We start from the raw sequence: 16,487 nt of genomic DNA, 5'->3' as shown, positions 1-16,487 counted from the left end.
ACAGGGGTGGAGATGGGGGAGGTCACTGAGCCGATCATCCGGCCGGCGCGCTCCCGTCGGGCCGCGCGGTGAGTTCGGGTTCAGGCGCACGGAGACTGGCCTCTGCGAGGGCCGCGTCCGGGTGCGGGAGGCCTGTGGGGCGGGGGGTGAGGGTAGGGGTGGCGCCCGGCGTGGGTGCGGGTTCCATGTGCGGTGCGTCCACGTGGGGCGCGTCCATGTGGGGCGCTTGGAGTGGGTCCGTGTGAGCGGAGTCCATGTGCTCGGGACCTACGTGGTCCGGACCCATGTGCCCCATATCCCCCTGGCCCATGTGTCCCGGCCCCATGTGTGCCGCACCCGTGTCGGTCGCTCCCCTGTCCACGGGCTGCGACTCAGCCGTCGCCCCCGCCCTCCCCGTGTCCGTCGCCTCCACGTGCTGCTCTGTCTCGGCCAGGCCGATGCCACGCTGGAAGGCGGCCATGAGGCCGGGGTCGTGGCCGGCGAGGGTCTCGCTCTCCTGGCGTGGTGCGGGGCCGCCCTTGAGCTGGGGGGCGAGGTGTTCCTGGGCGCGGCGGCGCGGCAGTTGGGGCCTGCCCATGGTGCCGCGCACGGTGCCGGTGCGCGAGGCGGGCGCGACGGCCTGGGTGTTCTCGGCGCCGGGACGTTCGTCGTACCTGGTTCCGGGTACGGCCTCCGCGGGATTGGGCCGAGCCTCGCTGGGGCCACGCACCGGCAGGGGCGCGGGCGCGCCGCCTTCCGCCGAGGCGACGGTCGGTGGCCGCACGGCATCGGGCTGCACGAGCCGCCGTTGTCCACCGGCCGTCTCCACGGACGACGCGGGCCGACCCGACGACTGCGGCTGCGGCTGCGGCTGCGGCTGCGGCTGCTGACCTGGCGCCGTGGACCAGTTGGGCCCGGCAGACCCGGCGTAGGAGCCGTTCCGCGCACCGGGCACCGCTCCCCCGGGCACGACTCCCGCAGGCGCCCCGGCTGTTGATCCCGCACGCCGTCCCCCGTTGGGCGGCACACCCCCCGCGCCCCGCGGCTGCGGTACGGCTCCGGGCGCACCCGGTGCCGTACCCAACAGCCCCTGCGGAACGACGATGACGGCCTGGACGCCGCCGTAGATGTTCGTCTGCAGCCGGACGTTGATACCGTGCCGACGGGCGAGCTGGGAGACCACGAAGAGGCCGATGCGGCCGTCGGCGAGCAGGCTGCCGACGTTGACCTGATCGGGGTCGGCGAGAAGGGCGTTCATCCTGCTCTGTTCGCCGACCGGCATGCCCAGGCCCCGGTCCTCGACCTCGACGGCGAGCCCGGCCGTGACGAGGTTGGCGCGCAGCAGCACCTGGGTGTGCGGGGCCGAGAACACCGTGGCGTTCTCGACGAGTTCGGCGAGCAGATGGATGACGTCGGCGACGGCGTGGCCGCGCAGTTCGCCATCGATGGGCGGGACGAGCTTGACCCGGGAGTACTGCTCGACCTCGGCGATGGCCGACCGCAGCACCTCGGTCATGGAGACGGGGTTGCTCCACTGCCGCCGCGAGACGGCACCGCCGAGCACGGCCAGGTTCTCGGCGTGCCGCCGGATGCGGGTGGCGAGGTGGTCGACGTGGAACAGGCCCTTGAGCAGATCCGGGTCCTCGATCTCGTTCTCGATCTCGTCGAGGATGGAGATCTCCCGGTGCACGAGGGACTGCAGCCGTCGCGCGAGGTTGACGAAGACCTCGAGCTTCTGTGCGCTGCCGGCCTGGCTGGAGAGCTGTGCGGCGCTCACGACGGCGGTGACGGCGCCGTCGTGAGCGCGGGCCAGATCGGCGGCGAGCAGCTCGAAGTCGTCGGCGTCCTGCGGGGGTCCGCCGCGCAGCTTGCGCTGCGGCGGGGGTCCGTCGCCCCGGCGCAGCGCCTCGAGCAGCAAGCGCAGATCGGCCTCGCCACGCGCGGTGTTGCGGCGCAGGGCGCCGACACGGTGGCCCACCGAGCGGGCGGTGCGGCCCGCGGCCACGGCGGCGATCACGATGCCTGCGACGGTCACCGCGAGGGCTCCGGCGAGGACGGCCCACAGGACGATGCCGGGCCGTGCGCCGGTGGAGCGGACGGTGAACAGGACGGCCGCGGTGCCGCTGAGGGCGACCCCGACGGGTGGCAGCACGGCCAGGCGCAGGAGTTGGGGCCGTATGTGGGTCTCGGGCAGCGCCGGAACGGGGCGGGTGACCGGTCGTCCGTGCCGGCCGCCCTCACGGCGGTCGGCGCGTGCGGCCGGTGCACGAAGCTGAGCCATCGGTGTCCTCGTACGGGTCCGTCGGGCCTGATTGTTCGCGCGGGATGCGCGACATGGGCATGCGCCATCGCGTGCCGGTCGGCAGCGCCGATGGTTTTCGGCCCTGCGTCGTCCGGCGGCCACTCACAGTAGTCGCCTGCGCATCATGTGCGGTGGGCAGTCGACAAAGTCCCCCGCAGACAGTCCCGCTCTGGTATGAGGCGTCGTACGACAGACCGATAGCCCTGCGAGATTCGCGACTCCGAACGAAAACGGAACGATCCGACCTGGTCGGAAGCGGTCACGAAGAGTCGGCGAGGGTCGGGGCGGCATCCGCTCCCCGACCCTCACCGGCCATCCGTTTTCCCCGGGTTGTCCACCCGCGACCGGCCCGCCTCGAGACTTCCTGGACCTCCTCCGTTCCCGGCCGCACCGGCGCCGACGTCACCGGCCGTGTCGGCCGGCGCTCGCCTCTCACGTGAGATCGCCCGGGATCCTCCGGGACAGACATGGCGTACGGCCCTGTCCTCGGCGCCACGCCGCGGACAGGGCCGTACGGAAAGAAGTTCACGCGTGCCCGGTCAGCGGGCCTGGGCTCACGCCTCGCTCGCCAGGTCGAGGTCCTCGTGGGCGGGCGCGGGCGCGGGCGCGGGCACGGGCTCCCCGGTACGGCGCCACGGCGTGGCGAGCGGCGCGGACACTCCCTGCCACCAGGGCTCGACGGGCAGCTGTCCGCTCGGCTCGAAGGGCTCACCCGGTGTGGGGAACGCCGCCGCCTGCCCCACCGCATCGGCCGCGTCCTTGGTCCAGGCCCCCGGCTCCGCCCAGGCGTGCGGGGCGAGATTGAACGTGCCCCAGTGGATGGGCATCATCACGCCGTGCGGCCAGCCGCCCTGGAGGTCGAGGTGGGCACGCATGCCCTCCTCGGGTGTCATGTGGATGTCGGGCCAGAACTCGCTGTACGCACCGATCTGGATCATCGTCGCGTCGAAGGGGCCGTACTCGGCGCCTATGTCCTTGAAGCCCTCGAAGTAGCCGGTGTCGCCGCTGTGGTAGATCCGGTGCTCGTCGCCGGCGACGGCCCACGAGGCCCAGAGGGTGTGCTGGGTGTTGCGCAGGCCGCGGCCGCAGAAGTGCCGGGCCGGGGTGGCGGTCAGGGTGAGTCCGCCGACCTTGGTCGCCTCGTGCCAGTCCAGTTCGCGCAGCCGGTCCGCGGACACGCCCCAGTGCTCCAGATGGGCGCCGACGCCCAGCGGGACGGCGAACACGGTGTCCGTGCCGGCCAGCTCCTTGATCGTGGGCATGTCGAGGTGGTCGTAGTGGTCGTGCGAGATGACCACCACGTCGACCGGGCCGAGCGCGGCCAGCGGCAGCGGCGCCGGGTGGAGGCGCTTCGGCCCGACGAACGCGAAAGGGGAACAACGCTCGCCCCAGACGGGGTCGAAGAGCACGCGCCGACCGTCGATCTCCGCGAGCACGCTGGAGTGGCCCATCCAGGTCAGCCTCAGCCCGGTGGCGGGCGGCTTGGCCAAGTCGGCGAGTGTGGTGGCGTGTACGGGCACCGTGCCCTCGGGGGCGCGGCGCGGGCGCAGGTCCTTGTCGAAGTAGACCTTCGCGAAGTCCAGCATCGAACCGGAGGGCCGGGTGCGGGCGGTGCCCCCCGGATTCTGGAAGACGCCGTCCTTGAAGTGGGGCGATCTGCGGATCCGCGCCAGGCGTTCACCGCCCGGGTCGGCGCCGAAGGCCGCGGGCTGCAGCGCGCGGAGCCCGGAGCTCAGGGAACGCAAACCGGTCACGGTACCTCCTGGTGGAGTCGGTCAGGCCATCCATTATGGTCGGCCCCTCCGACAGCCAGGTGTCACGCCCCGGCAGACGAGCGTCGACAGGGTCTCGGCATGCTTTCGATGTGGACGGGATCGGCCTGGACGAGCTGGTCGGCGGCTGCGGGGGGCGGCGTCGGTGCTCGCGACGCTGGACCGGGCCGGAGTGCCGTACCGGGGCACACGTGTCGCGGTGCAGGGGCTGGGCACCATGGGCGGGGCCACGGCCCGCTTTCTCGCCCGCGCCGGGCTGACCGTCGTCGCCGTGGCCGACGTCACGGGCACGCTCGCGAACCCCGCCCGACTCGATGTCGGGGCGCTGCTGGCGGAGCGGGACGCCCACGGCACGGTGGACCGCTCGGCGCTGCGTCCCGGCGACCGTGAACTGCCGGGTGACGCCTGGTTGTCCAGCGACGCGGAGGTGCTGTTCCCGGCGGCGGTGTCGTACGCGATCGACACCGCCGACCAGGGGCGGATCGGCGCCCGCTGGATCGTCGAGGCGGCCAGCATGCCGGTGCTGCCCGAGGCAGAGCGGCTGCTCGCGGCGCGCGGGGTGACCGTGCTGCCGGACGTGGTGGTCGACTCCGGTACGAACGCCCGGTGGTGGACCCTGTTCGGGGACATCGGCCCCGACGCCGAGGAGGCGTTCACCCATACACGACGCTCCGTGCGCGCCCTCGTCGAGCTGGTGCCGGCCCGCGCGGAGACGGACGGCACGACCCCGCGCGCCGCCGCACACGCCATCGCGACCGAGCACGTGAACGTGATCGCGGAGCGGTTCGGCCGGTACCGGTGACATTGCCTGCGGCGTCTCCTGCGTCCGGCCCCTCATACCCTGCCGGGAATTGAGGCACGGGCGCGACGGCGGCAGAGTCGAGGGCACACAGCGCAGCGCTGATCCACCGGTCCACCGACCGCCGCGAGGAGCATCGTGCCCGCCATCGACCCGCAGTCCCTGATCGACCGCTACATCGGCGTCTGGAACGAACCGGACCCCGGGGCCCGCCGCAAGACCGTGCACGACCTCTGGGCGGAGGACGGCCTGCACATCCTCCGACCGCCCCAGGAGATGCACGACAAGGCGGTGGGCCTCGGCTTCACCACCGCCGTCCTCGAGGCCCGCGGCCACGAAGAGTTGTGCGCGCGCGTGGAGCGGGCGTACGAGGACTTCGTCGCCCCGGGGACGTACCTCTTCCGTGTCCAGGAAGCCCCCGTACTCCTGCGCGACGTGATCACATTCCGCTGGGAGTCCTACAACCGTCAGGAGGGCCGGGCGGCCGGCGGCGGGCGGGAGTTCCTGGTCCTGGGCGAGGACGGCCGTATCCGGCTCGACTACCAGTTCGTGGAGTGACTTCGTGGACCGGCGTGCAACACGCGTAGGGTGACGGCGTGGTGCGGTTGAGTGTGACCGAGCGGCGGGAGGAGTTGCTGCGGGCCGCCGTCGAGCAGATCGAGGCGCGCGGCGTGGCCGTCAGGATCGAGGACGTGGCCTCGGCGCTCGGGGTGAGCAACGCACTTGTCCTGTACCACTTCTCGACGAAGGAGAAGGTGGTCGGCGCCGCTGTCACCTTCGCCGCGGAGGACGACCTCGCGCACCTGCGCAAGCTGCTGGGCCGGCGCACGAACGCGCTGCGGCGGCTGCGGTCCGCCGACCGCTGGTACGCGCCGACCGGTCAGGCCAGGGTCCGGCGATCGAGGGCTGGGTGGTCGCCCCGCGCGAACCCGCCCTGCGGGACGTGACGCGGGACCTGGACCGGCAGTGGGAGGCCGCGCTCACCGAGGTCATCGCGGGGGGCGTGGCGGCGGGCGAGTTCAGCTGCCCCGACCCGGCCGGCACGGCCCTGCGCCTGACGGCCCTCCTCGACGGACCGGCCGTACAACTGACGTCGTACGCCGGCGCGGTGCCGCGTTCACGGGCCCAGGAATGGGTGGACGAGGCGCTCGCCCGGGAACTCGGGCTGCGGCGCGAGGCGTTGACCGGACAGGTGCGGTGAACGCCGCGAGGCGGCGACCGCGCAGGAGCGGTGACCGTCCCGGCGGGGCTGCGCGTGCTCGTGCTCGCCCAGCCCCACGAGTGCCTCAGGCCACCGAGGCGATCCGCATCTTGATGTCGTCCGGGGACAGCGCGCCCTTGGCGGTCGCATGATCGCCCGAGGACTCGCCGCGCAGGCGGCGGCCGATCCAGGGGACCAGGTACTCACGGGCCCAGTGCACGTCGTCGCGCCGGATGTCGAGCGTGCCGCGGGGCGGCAGCGGCGGCCAGGGCTGGTCCGGGTCGGCCGGGACGTCCAGGCCGAGGACCTGGCCGGCACGGAGCGCCACGCGCGTGTGGCCCTCGGGTGAGAGGTGGAGCCGGTCGTCGTCCCAGGCCCGCCGGTCCTGGACGGTCTTGAGGGACCAGAGGTCCAGCACGGGGCAGCCGTACCGGTCGGCGATGGCCCGGACGTGCCCGTTGTACGTCGCGATCTTGCCGCGCAGATGCTTGAGCACGGGGACGCCGCGGGTGTCGAAGCCGGTCGTCACCATGACGGTGCCGGCAGCGGACGTCAGCCGGGCCACTGCCCGTTCGAAGCGCTCGGCCACGTCATCGGGGTCGGTGCCGGGCCGGATGATGTCGTTGCCGCCCGCGCAGAAGGACACCAGGTCCGGCGCGAGTTCGACGGCCTGCGGAATCTGGTCCGTCACGATCTGGTCGAGCAGCTTTCCGCGCACGGCCAGGTTGGTGTACTGGAAGTCACCTTCGGGCTGCCGGTCCGCGAGCAGGACCGCGAACCGGTCCGCCCAGCCGACGAACGACCCGTCGGGGCCGGGGTCGCCGACGCCCTCGGTGAAGCTGTCCCCCACCGCCACGTACGACCCGATCACTGCTCTGTTGTCCCTCTTCGAATCGTCTGCCACATCGGCCCATGATTCACCTTCGGATGTGACTTACGCGATCGTAGGAAGGGGTTGACGAACGGTGAGATAAGCCACTCCTAAAGACTTTGCCAACGGGGAATACGCCATGGACGAACCCCGGACCCCCAACGCCGAAGGCCGGACCCGGGGATCGGGGGTCCGGCCTTCGGCGGCTTGCGGGACAGTCCGTCAGACGGCGACGCCGTGCGAGCGGAGGTAGACGACCGGGTCCACGTCCGAGCCGTAGTCCGGCGTGGTGCGGATCTCGAAGTGCAGGTGCGGGCCGGTCACGTTGCCGGTCGCGCCGGAGAGGCCGACCTGCTGTCCTGCGGTCACGGTCTGGCCGGCCGAGACGGAGAGCTGGGAGAGGTGGGCGTACTGCGCGTAGTAGCCGTCGGCCAGCTTGATGACGACCTGGTTGCCGTACGCGCCGCCCCAACCGGCGGAGACGACGGTGCCCGCGCCGACCGCCTTCAGCGGGGTGCCGGTCGGGACGACGAAGTCGACGCCGGTGTGGTAGCCGCTGGACCACATGCTGCCCGCCACGTGGTAGGCGGTGCCGATGGCGGGGCTGTCCACGGGGAGGACGTAGCCGGTGCCGGTGTCCGGAGTGGTGGTGGCGTTCTGGGCCGACACGTTCGACGCGGTGGCGGGCGCGGACGAGGCCGGCGCCTGGGTCTCCTGCGCGGACTGCGTGGCCTTGGCCGGAGCGGACTGCTCGGCCGACGACTGCGAGGGCGCGGGAGCGGCCGGCGCGGAGGTCGTCGTGACCGTGCGGCCGAACGTGAGCTTCAGGCCCGGGTGGATCAGGGAGGGGTCGTCGCCGACGGCCGCGCGGTTGTCCCGGTAGAGCTGCGGCCAGCCGCCGCGGACGTGATGGTCGACGGCGATCTTCGACAGGTAGTCGCCGGGCTGCACGGTGTAGAAGCGGGCGCCGGAATTCGTCGCCGCGGTCTTCTTCTCGACCACCGGGGCCGACTGGACGGTCTTTTCGGAAACGGACTGCGGGGTGGCCGCATGGGCGCCGGTGGCCCCGATGAGCGGCAGAGCCAGCGCGGCGCCGCCGGTGCCGGCGACGGCGACGGCGATCGAGCGGGTGAAGCGCTGGGTCTTGGGATGGCGGTGCTTACCCTTCGCGGGCATGGCGAATTCCTCTCCGGCGCCTGCGAGGTGAGCTGTCGGGTTCGGGCTGGAGCTGCCCGGCCGCGCGGAGAGCGCGACTTCACCCCTAGCCGTCCCGGAGACCGGAACAGGCAGTCGTACCTGGTGGGTCCCCCGCTCCTGCCGTGCGTGGGTGAGTGTGGTGGGGACTCCGGGCGGCGGCAGGATTCGGCGGTCCGACCGGATTGGTGGCGAACGTAAGCGAGCGGGACGCGAGGGGACAAGCAGAAGATTCCCTCTGTCCGTGTTTCGCTTGATCCGTTACGGGAAATCCCGGTGACCCTGGGTGAATTCCGCCCGTATTCACCTCTTCAATTCCCGGGAAAGGCATGAGACTTACGTGAGCTTGACCGGCGACGTACGGTCACGGATATGACGCTCCTCACGCACCTCTCGTCCAGGATCCTTTACCTCGGGGCGACTTTGAACGAAGGTGGCAATTCGGACAGATAGCTCAGATGCGACGCAGGCGGAGAACCGTCGCATCCAGGTCGCCACTCAGTCCGGTACGCAGTCCGTGGTGCAGCAGTACGGCACCTCGATGTATTTCACCCGTTTCACGACATTCGTACGACGCTGTCGGGTCGAGCCCCCGCAGACGCAGCGCCGGGACCGGTTCGCCGTAGCGCTGGGCCTGGAGCCAGGCGAGGACGGCGGTCTCGTCCCCGCGCACGTACTGCACCGCGCTCAGCCCGCCCGCCGGGGGCCGCAGCCGGTACAGCTCGCCGTGCTGCACGACCGGCCGGATGTCCTTGTAGAACTCCACCCACCGCCGGGCCTCGGCCAGCTCCTCCTCGGTCCACTCGGTGAGGTCGCCGCCGACCCCGAGCACACCGGCCATGGCACTCACGAAACGAAAGCGCAGCGAGCTGACCCGCCCGTTGAGCTGGGTGTTCGGGCTGTCGGTGACCCAGGCCGCCATGATCCGCGCGGGATGGATCTGGCTGAACCCGTGCTGGATGGCGAGCCGGTCGAGCGGGTCGGTGTTGTCGGAGGTCCACACCTGGTCCGTACGGCTCGCCACCCCGAGGTCGATCCGGCCGCCGCCGCCCGAGCAGGACTCGAACGCGACACCGGGGTGGGCCGCCCGCAGCCGGTCCAACAGTGCGTACAGGGCGCGGACGTGATCGACCCACAGGCGCTGCGGGTACGGCTCGCCGGGCCAGCCCGCGTCCGTGAAGCAGCGGTTGAAGTCCCACTTCACGTAGTCGATCGGGGCGCTGGACAGGAGCGCGTCGAGCTGCTCCCAGAGGTACTCCTGGACGTCCTCGCGGGCGAGGTTGAGGACGAGCTGATTGCGCAGTTCCGTCCGCTTTCGCCCCGGTTGGTACTGCGCCCAGTCGGGGTGCGCCCGGTACAGGTCGCTGTCCGGGTTGACCATCTCGGGCTCGACCCAGATACCGAACTGCATCCCGAGGCCGTGCACCTGGTCGGCGAGTGGCTTGAGCCCATGCGGGAAGCGGTCGGGGTTGGGCGTCCAGTCGCCGAGTCCGGCCCGGTCGCTGGTGCGGGCGCCGAACCAGCCGTCGTCCACGACGAACAGTTCCACCCCGATCGCCGCCGCGCGCCGGGCGAGCGCGGCCTGCTGTTCCTCCGAGATGTCGAAGTTCGTGGCCTCCCACGAGTTGAACAGCACGGGCCGGTCCCGGTCCGCCTCAGGGACGACGTACGCCCGCTGGTAGGCGTGCCAGGTCCGGCTCGCGCCACCGAAGCCGCCTTCGCTCCACAGGCCCGCGAAGACCGGAGTGGTGTACGACTCGCCCTCGGCCAGCATCAGCAGGCCCGAGTCGTCGTAGCCGGCGCCGCCGGTGATCTGCACGCGCGCGTCGGGGAGTTGAGCGACAGCGATCCGCCAGGACCCGGACCAGCCCAGCGCGCAGCCGTACACCTCGCCGCGCTCCTCGGTGGCGTCGGTGTCGAGCGCGACCCAGGGCAGGTGCTGGTGCCCGGTGTGGCCGCGGCGGCTGCCGATGACCTTGTCGCCGTAGGTGAGCGGGGCGCTGGTGAGCCGGGACTCGGCGGCCCAGCGCCCGTGCAGCTGGGACAGCCGCCAGCCGTCGCGGTCGGGCAGGGTCCAGGTGGCCGCGTCGGCGCGCAGCAGCTCCACGCGCGTGTGCCCCTGGTTGTCCAGGGTGACCCAGCGCTCGACGACGTCGCCGCGCATCCGGTAGTGCAGCGTGATCGCCAGGCCCGTGTCCCGGAAACGCAGCCGCAGTTCGTCGCCCTCGGTCTCGTACGCCTCGAAGGCCCACTCGGTGCCGCGGCGCTCCTCGGTGCGCACGGACAGGGCAGGCCGCACGAAGCGGGGTCCGCCCTCGACGGGGTACTCCTCGCGTCCGTCGAGCGGGGACTCGAAGGGCCAGTAGCCGGGCAGCGGGTGGGCGGCGAGGGCCTCGGCGTCGGCGAGCGCGATGCGCGGGCCCCAGTGCAGGTGGAGCAGTTCGTCGTCGTCGGTGAGGTGCAGCGCGTAGCTGCTCGTGGGCCCGCTCAGGAGCCAGGTCCGGCCGTTGTCCGCGATGTCCACCATCAAGCCCTCACAGGTGCCAACAGATCCGCTCAAGCACCAACATCATCAAGGGCGACGGGCCCTGGAGGCAACGCCTGTGGACAACTCATTGCCCGGGGAAACCCATGTCGTATCGTCGACTGCGCGCCCGTCGACGAACCGCGTCGCCGGGCACCGACCGGGAGGAGCCCCCCGTGACGCAGCAGGTCCCGTCGACCGAGCCCGAGCTGGCCGGTGTGCGCAACTTCCGTGACGTGGGCGGGCTGCCGACCGTGGACAACCGGCGAGTGCGGTACGGGGTGCTGTTCCGCAGCGGTCACCTGGCGCACGCGACGGATCAGGACGCGGTGTTCCTGACGGGCCTGGGGCTGCACACGATCTTCGACTTCCGCAACGCTGCCGACCAGAAACTGGAGGGCCCGGACATCGAGCTGCCGGGCGTGCGGAACGTGAACCTGCCGCTGACAGACCCGGCCGACGGCGCCGAGTTCTGGAAGATGGTCCGCGAGGGCGAGATCGAGCAGCTGCGCGCGATCCTCGGCGACGGCAAGGCGGCGAACCGGATGATCGCCTCGTACCGCACGATCCTCAAGCAGCGCACCGCCGAGCACTCCCGGGTCCTGCACGCGCTCGCCGAGGACAGCGTCCCCGCGCTGATGCACTGCGCGGCGGGCAAGGACCGCGCGGGCCTGTCCATAGCCGTGACGCTGCTCGCCCTGGGTGTGGAGCAGGACGCCATCCTCGCGGACTACCTGGAGTCCAACGCCACGCACCGCCGTTACAAGGTGCACCGCAGCAACTCCTCGGCCGCGGCCTACTCCCCCGAGGTCATGGAGCTGCTGAGCCCCCTCTTCGACGCCCGTGCCGAATACCTGGCGGCGGCTCTGGAGACCGTGGACGAGGCATGGGGCGGCGTGGACGCCTATCTGGAGCGGGGACTCGGGCTCACCCCGCAGACCCGGGAGCGGCTGCGCGAGCGCCTGCTGGACTGACCGCCCTCACCCCTTGCCGCCCAGCGCGAACAGCAGGTAGAGGAAGGCGGCGAAGACGTGGCCCACGGCGATGTAGATGATCAGCCGGATCCACAGGGACCGCGGGAACTTCTCCTCCAGGTTGCTCATGGCAGCTCTCCAGTGATGTGGCCCAGGCACAGGGTGGCCGTGGGACTCTGCAGCAGGGTGTGGACGAACAGGAGCTCGACCCCGTCGTGGTCTTCGGCGGCGAGGCGGTGCGGGGTCAGCGAATCGAAGTGTGCGCTGTCCCCGGGCGCGAGCAGGTGCACGGTGTCCCCGAGGCGCAGCCGCAGCCGCCCCCGCAGGACGTACAGCCACTCCTCGCCGGGGTGGACCCGCACGATGTCGCCCTGCGCGCCGTACGGCACCCGGACGCGCAGGGACTGCATCCCGCGGCCCGGCGCACCCGCCTGCCAGTAGGTCCAGCCGCCCGCCCGGGTCGGCTCCATGTCGGCGAAGCGCACGATGGCGTCCCGGTCGGCGACGGTCTCACCCAGCAGCTCGGAAACCGTCGTACCGTAGATACGGGCCAGCGAGAGCAGCATCGGCAGTGAGGGCTGGCGCTGCCCGGTCTCCAGCCGGGAGAGATGGGCGGGCGACAGCCCGGCGGAGCGGGCCGCCGCCTCCAGGGTGAGGCCGGCCCGGCGGCGCAGCGAACGCAGCTGCGGCGCCACCACGGGCAGGTCGTCGTCGTGGCCGGGCAGGGGCCCGGCTGAGGAGGAGCTCATATCTCCATTGAGCCGCATCTTTGCCCCTGGGGCAATTTTCTTGCCTCAGAGGCAAAGCGCGTCGATCACCTGCTGGCGACCGCCTGCTTGATCAGCGTCTTGCCGAAGTCCCACATCAGGCCGCCGCCACTGTGCGCGTCGTCCATGACATCGGTGAAGGCGTCCACGAACCGGTCCACGTCGGCCTCGTCGACGACCAGCGGCGGGATCAGCTTGATCACCTCGAGGTGGTCGCCGGAGACCTGGGTGAGGATCCGGTGCCGCTGCAGCAGCGGTACGACCACCATCTGCGCGAACAGGCCCTTGCGGGCCGCCTGCAGCATGGTCCAGCGGCTGCGCAGTTTCAACGAGCTGGGCCGGCCGAACTCGATGCCGATCATCAGGCCCCGGCCGCGGACGTCGGCGAGCAGCTCGTACTTGTCGATCAGCTCGGTGAGCCGGGACTTCAGCAGGTCGCCCGTGGCCCGGACATGGGCCACAGTCTGCTCGTTCTCCATGACCGACAGCACGGCGAGACCGGCCGCCATCGCCTGCGCGTTGGACCCGAAGCTCGCCGAGTGGACCAGGACGCGGTCCATGGACGAGTAGACCTTCTTGAAGATCCAGTCCTTGCCGAGGGTGGCGCCGACCGGTACATAGCCGCCGGACAGGGCCTTGGCGACGCACACCAGGTCCGGCTCGACGCCGTCCTCGTGCTGATAGGCGTAGAAGTCCCCGGTCCGGCCGAGGCCCGTCTGCACCTCGTCCGCGATGAGCAGCGCCTTGTGCTTGTGCAGCAACTCCTGGGCGGCGCGCAGATAGCCGGGCGGGGCCTCGTGCACGCCCTTGCCCTGGATCGGCTCGACGATCAGGCCGGCGACGTCTCCCTTCTTCACCTCCCGTTCCAGGGCGGCGAGATCGCCGAGCGGTACGGCCGTGTCGGGCAGCAGCGGTGCGAAGCCGTCCCGGAAGCCCGTCTCGCCGTTCACGGAAAGCGAGCCGGTCGTCAGGCCGTGGAAGGCGTGCGCGCAGTACAGGATCCGCGGCCGGCCGGTGGCGAACCGGGCGAACTTCAGCGCGGTCTCCACCGCCTCCGTGCCGCTGTTGCCGAAGAACACCCGGTCCAGGTGCGGGCTGTGCGTGAGGAGCCTCTCGGCCAGCAGCCCGGGCAGCGGCTGGCAGTCGAAACGGGTGAGGTCGGCGAGCTGGGCGTCGAGGACGTCGTGCAGCGCCTTGCGGACGACGGGGTGGTGGCGGCCCAGGCCCATCACCCCGAACCCGGCGAGCATGTCCAGGTAGTCGTTGCCGTCCGCGTCCCAGAAGTGGGCGCCCTCGGCCCGCTCGTAGACCTTGTCGAAGCCGATGGTGTGCAGCATGCGCGGGAGCTGGTGGTTGAGGTATTTGCCGTGCAGCTCGTAGCGCTCGGCTCCGCGCTCGGCGAGGAGGGCGCCGAGGTCGAACTCCGTGCTCATTCCTTCTCCTTGACTGTGCCGCCCGCGTCCTGGACGGCCAGGCTCGCGCCGATCCGCCCGGCGACCTCGACGGGCGTGAGGCCGATGTCGGCCAGGAGCTCGCCGCGTTTGGCGTGGGCGAGGAACTGCTCCGGGATGCCGAAGCGCCGTACGGGCACGTCGACGTCGGCGTCGCCGAGGGCGAGGGCCACGGCCGAACCGACCCCGGCGGCACGGCTGTTGTCCTCGACGACGGCCACCAGGCGGTGTCCGGCGGCGAGGCCGGGCAGCGCCGGATCGACGGGTTTGACCCAACGGGGGTCGACGACCGTGCAGTTGATGCCACGCGCCTCGAGCAGTTCGGCGACCTGGAGGCACACCGGGGCCATGACTCCGACGGCGATCAGCAGCACCTCGGGATCGTCGGCCCGGTGCAGCACGTCCATGCCGCCGACGTGGTCCACGGCCGGGATCTCCGGGCCCACCGACTCCTTCGGGAACCGGATCAGCGTGGGCGCGTCGTCGACGGCGACGGCCTCCCGCAGCTGGGCGCGCAACTGATCGGCGTCGCGCGGGGCGGCGATCCTGAGGCCGGGCACGACCTGCAGGACGGACAGGTCCCACATGCCGTTGTGGGACGGCCCGTCGACGCCGGTGACGCCGGCCCGGTCCAGGACGAAGGTGACGCCGCAGCGGTGCAGCGCCACGTCCATCAGGAGCTGGTCGAAGGCGCGGTTGAGGAAGGTGGCGTAGACGGCGACCACCGGGTGCAGGCCGCCGGTGGCCAGCCCCGCCGCCGACACCGCCGCGTGCTGCTCGGCGATGCCCACGTCCCACACGCGCTCCGGGAAGCGCTCGGCGAACTTGCCGAGGCCCACCGGGTGCAGCATGGCCGCCGTGATCGCGACGACGTCGTCGCGTTCCTCGCCGATGCGGACGATCTCGTCGCCGAACACCGACGTCCAGGACGGCCCGTTGGACGGCGCGAGGGGTTCGCAGGTGAGCGGGTCCATCACGCCGACGGTGTGGAAGTGGTCCTCCTCGTGGGCGAGGGCGGGTTCGTAGCCGCGGCCCTTCTCGGTGAGGCAGTGCACGAGGACCGGCCCGTGGAAGCGTTTCGCCCGGCGCAGCGCGGACTCGACCGCCCGGATGTCATGCCCGTCGATCGGGCCGACGTACTTCAGTCCCAGGTCCTCGAACATGCCCTGCGGTGCGAAGGCGTCCTTGAAGCCCTTCTTCGCGCCGTGCAGGGACTCGTAGAGCGTGTTGCCGACCACCGGCGTGCGCTGCAGGACTTCCTTGCCCCAGGCCAGGACCTTCTCGTAGCCGTCGGTCGTGCGCAGGGTGGCCAGGTGATTGGCGAGGCCCCCGATGGTCGGCGCGTACGAGCGCTCGTTGTCGTTGACGACGATGATCAGCGGACGGTCCTTGGCGGCCGCGATGTTGTTGAGCGCCTCCCAGGCCATGCCGCCGGTGAGCGCGCCGTCGCCGATGACCGCGACCACATGACCCTTCTCCCCCTGCACCTGGCGGGCCTTGGCCAGGCCGTCGGCCCAGCCGAGCGCCGTGGAGGCGTGGCTGTTCTCGATGACGTCGTGCTCGGACTCCTCGCGCGAGGGGTAGCCGGACAGGCCGCCCTTGCTGCGCAGCTTGGAGAAGTCCTGACGTCCGGTCAGAAGCTTGTGCACATAGCTCTGGTGGCCGGTGTCCCACAGGATGCGGTCGACCGGTGACTCGAAGACCCGGTGGAGCGCGACGGTCAGTTCCACCACGCCCAGGTTGGGCCCGAGGTGACCGCCGGTCCTGGCCACCGCATGCACCAGGAACTCGCGGATCTCTTCGGACAGTTCACCGAGTTCCGACTCGGACAGCGCCTTCAGGTCGCGTGGTCCCCGGATGTTCTCCAGCATGGTCACGCTCGGGCCCCCTCTCGGTCCGTGCTGTTCAACTCACGGTAATGGCCGGTTCCCCCGAACCGACGCCGTCCTGCTCCATCTGCTCGGCGATCTTCAGCGCCTCCTCGATGAGGGTCTCCACGATCTTCGACTCGGGGACGGTCTTGATGACCTCGCCCTTGACGAAGATCTGGCCCTTCCCGTTGCCGGAGGCGACCCCCAGGTCCGCCTCCCGCGCCTCACCGGGACCGTTGACGACACACCCCATGACCGCGACGCGCAGGGGCACTTCCATGCCCTCGAGTCCGGCCGTGACCTCGTCCGCGAGCCGGTAGACGTCGACCTGGGCGCGCCCGCAGGACGGGCAGGACACGATCTCGAGGCGGCGCTGCCTGAGGTTCAGCGACTCCAGGATCTGGATGCCGACCTTGACCTCCTCGGCGGGGGGCGCGGACAGGGAGACGCGGATCGTGTCCCCGATGCCCTGGGACAGCAACGCCCCGAAGGCGACGGCCGACTTGATCGTGCCCTGGAAGGCGGGGCCGGCCTCCGTGACGCCGAGGTGCAGCGGGTACTCGCACTGGGCGGCCAGCTGCCGGTACGCCTCGATCATCACGACCGGGTCGTTGTGCTTGACCGAGATCTTGATCTCCCGGAAGTCGTGCTCCTCGAAGAGGGACGCCTCCCACAACGCGCTCTCCACCAGGGCTTCCGGGGTGGCCTTGCCGTACTTCTGAAGCAGACGCCTGTCCAGAGAACCCGCGTTCACGCCGATGCGGATCGGCGTGCCGTGGTCC

Annotated in this window: 12 protein-coding genes, 2 pseudogenes and 1 riboswitch; of the genes and pseudogenes, 4 read left to right on the top strand and 10 right to left on the bottom strand. The window is 71.3% G+C overall.

Going from position 1 to position 16,487, the window contains the following annotated elements:
• Positions 1-34 precede the first annotated feature (34 nt).
• The gene (locus tag IEZ19_RS38285) at positions 35-2,260 is read right to left on the bottom strand and encodes an ATP-binding protein (RefSeq protein WP_189316000.1); all 2,226 of its coding nucleotides are present in this window, start codon (positions 2,258-2,260) and stop codon (positions 35-37) included.
• 575 nt (positions 2,261-2,835) lie between these two features.
• The gene (locus tag IEZ19_RS38280) at positions 2,836-4,035 is read right to left on the bottom strand and encodes an MBL fold metallo-hydrolase (RefSeq protein ID WP_189315999.1); all 1,200 of its coding nucleotides are present in this window, start codon (positions 4,033-4,035) and stop codon (positions 2,836-2,838) included.
• Positions 4,036-4,136: 101 nt separating this feature from the next.
• Between IEZ19_RS38280 and IEZ19_RS38275 the strand changes: the two are divergent.
• The 3 genes and pseudogenes from IEZ19_RS38275 to IEZ19_RS38265 form a co-directional block, all read left to right on the top strand.
• Positions 4,137-4,855 (top strand): annotated as a pseudogene (locus IEZ19_RS38275) (Rossmann-fold NAD(P)-binding domain-containing protein); the annotation flags it as partial.
• A gap of 135 nt (positions 4,856-4,990) precedes the next feature.
• Positions 4,991-5,410: a hypothetical protein gene (locus IEZ19_RS38270; protein WP_189315998.1), complete on the top strand. Its 420-nt coding sequence runs from the start codon at positions 4,991-4,993 to the stop codon at positions 5,408-5,410.
• A 53-nt stretch (positions 5,411-5,463) separates the two neighbouring features.
• Positions 5,464-6,053 (top strand): annotated as a pseudogene (locus IEZ19_RS38265) (TetR/AcrR family transcriptional regulator).
• A gap of 85 nt (positions 6,054-6,138) precedes the next feature.
• Here IEZ19_RS38265 and IEZ19_RS38260 read toward each other — a convergent pair.
• From IEZ19_RS38260 to IEZ19_RS38250, 3 genes are all read right to left on the bottom strand, one after another.
• Positions 6,139-6,924 carry an SGNH/GDSL hydrolase family protein gene (locus IEZ19_RS38260; protein ID WP_189316034.1) on the bottom strand — a complete coding sequence of 262 codons (786 nt, stop codon included), beginning with the start codon at positions 6,922-6,924 and terminating at the stop codon, positions 6,139-6,141.
• A gap of 222 nt (positions 6,925-7,146) precedes the next feature.
• On the bottom strand, positions 7,147-8,100 hold the full coding sequence (locus IEZ19_RS38255; protein WP_189315997.1) for a M23 family metallopeptidase: 954 nt from the start codon (positions 8,098-8,100) through the stop codon (positions 7,147-7,149).
• Between the two features lie 4 nt (positions 8,101-8,104).
• Positions 8,105-8,264: riboswitch (cyclic di-AMP (ydaO/yuaA leader) on the bottom strand.
• 308 nt (positions 8,265-8,572) lie between these two features.
• Positions 8,573-10,645, bottom strand: a complete 2,073-nt coding sequence (locus IEZ19_RS38250; RefSeq protein ID WP_189316033.1) for an alpha-galactosidase — start codon at positions 10,643-10,645, stop codon at positions 8,573-8,575.
• Between the two features lie 173 nt (positions 10,646-10,818).
• Here IEZ19_RS38250 and IEZ19_RS38245 point away from each other — a divergent pair, with 173 nt between their 5' ends.
• Positions 10,819-11,616, top strand: a complete 798-nt coding sequence (locus IEZ19_RS38245; RefSeq protein WP_189315996.1) for a tyrosine-protein phosphatase — start codon at positions 10,819-10,821, stop codon at positions 11,614-11,616.
• Between the two features lie 6 nt (positions 11,617-11,622).
• Here the strand turns inward: IEZ19_RS38245 and IEZ19_RS38240 are convergent, their stop codons facing one another.
• The 5 genes from IEZ19_RS38240 to ispG form a co-directional block, all read right to left on the bottom strand.
• On the bottom strand, positions 11,623-11,745 hold the full coding sequence (locus tag IEZ19_RS38240) for a DUF6126 family protein (RefSeq protein ID WP_189315995.1): 123 nt from the start codon (positions 11,743-11,745) through the stop codon (positions 11,623-11,625).
• Positions 11,742-12,365, bottom strand: coding sequence for a helix-turn-helix domain-containing protein (locus IEZ19_RS38235; protein ID WP_189315994.1), 624 nt, complete (start codon positions 12,363-12,365; stop codon positions 11,742-11,744). Before IEZ19_RS38235 ends, IEZ19_RS38240 begins: the two co-directional genes overlap by 4 nt.
• Before the next feature lie 65 nt (positions 12,366-12,430).
• Positions 12,431-13,816: an aspartate aminotransferase family protein gene (locus IEZ19_RS38230; protein WP_189315993.1), complete on the bottom strand. Its 1,386-nt coding sequence runs from the start codon at positions 13,814-13,816 to the stop codon at positions 12,431-12,433.
• Positions 13,813-15,711 (bottom strand): 1-deoxy-D-xylulose-5-phosphate synthase, encoded by a 1,899-nt coding sequence (gene dxs, locus IEZ19_RS38225; protein WP_189315992.1) that lies wholly within the window; start codon positions 15,709-15,711, stop codon positions 13,813-13,815. Before dxs ends, IEZ19_RS38230 begins: the two co-directional genes overlap by 4 nt.
• Positions 15,712-15,739: 28 nt before the next feature.
• Positions 15,740-16,487: flavodoxin-dependent (E)-4-hydroxy-3-methylbut-2-enyl-diphosphate synthase (gene ispG / locus IEZ19_RS38220; RefSeq protein WP_189315991.1), on the bottom strand; the 748-nt coding region annotated here is incomplete at its 5' end.

The sequence above is a fragment of the Streptomyces brasiliensis genome (genome assembly GCF_014647875.1).
Lineage (GTDB): Bacteria > Actinomycetota > Actinomycetes > Streptomycetales > Streptomycetaceae > Streptomyces > Streptomyces brasiliensis.
Note: the sequence above shows the minus strand (reverse complement) of the source record. Positions and strands in the feature narration are given on the sequence as shown.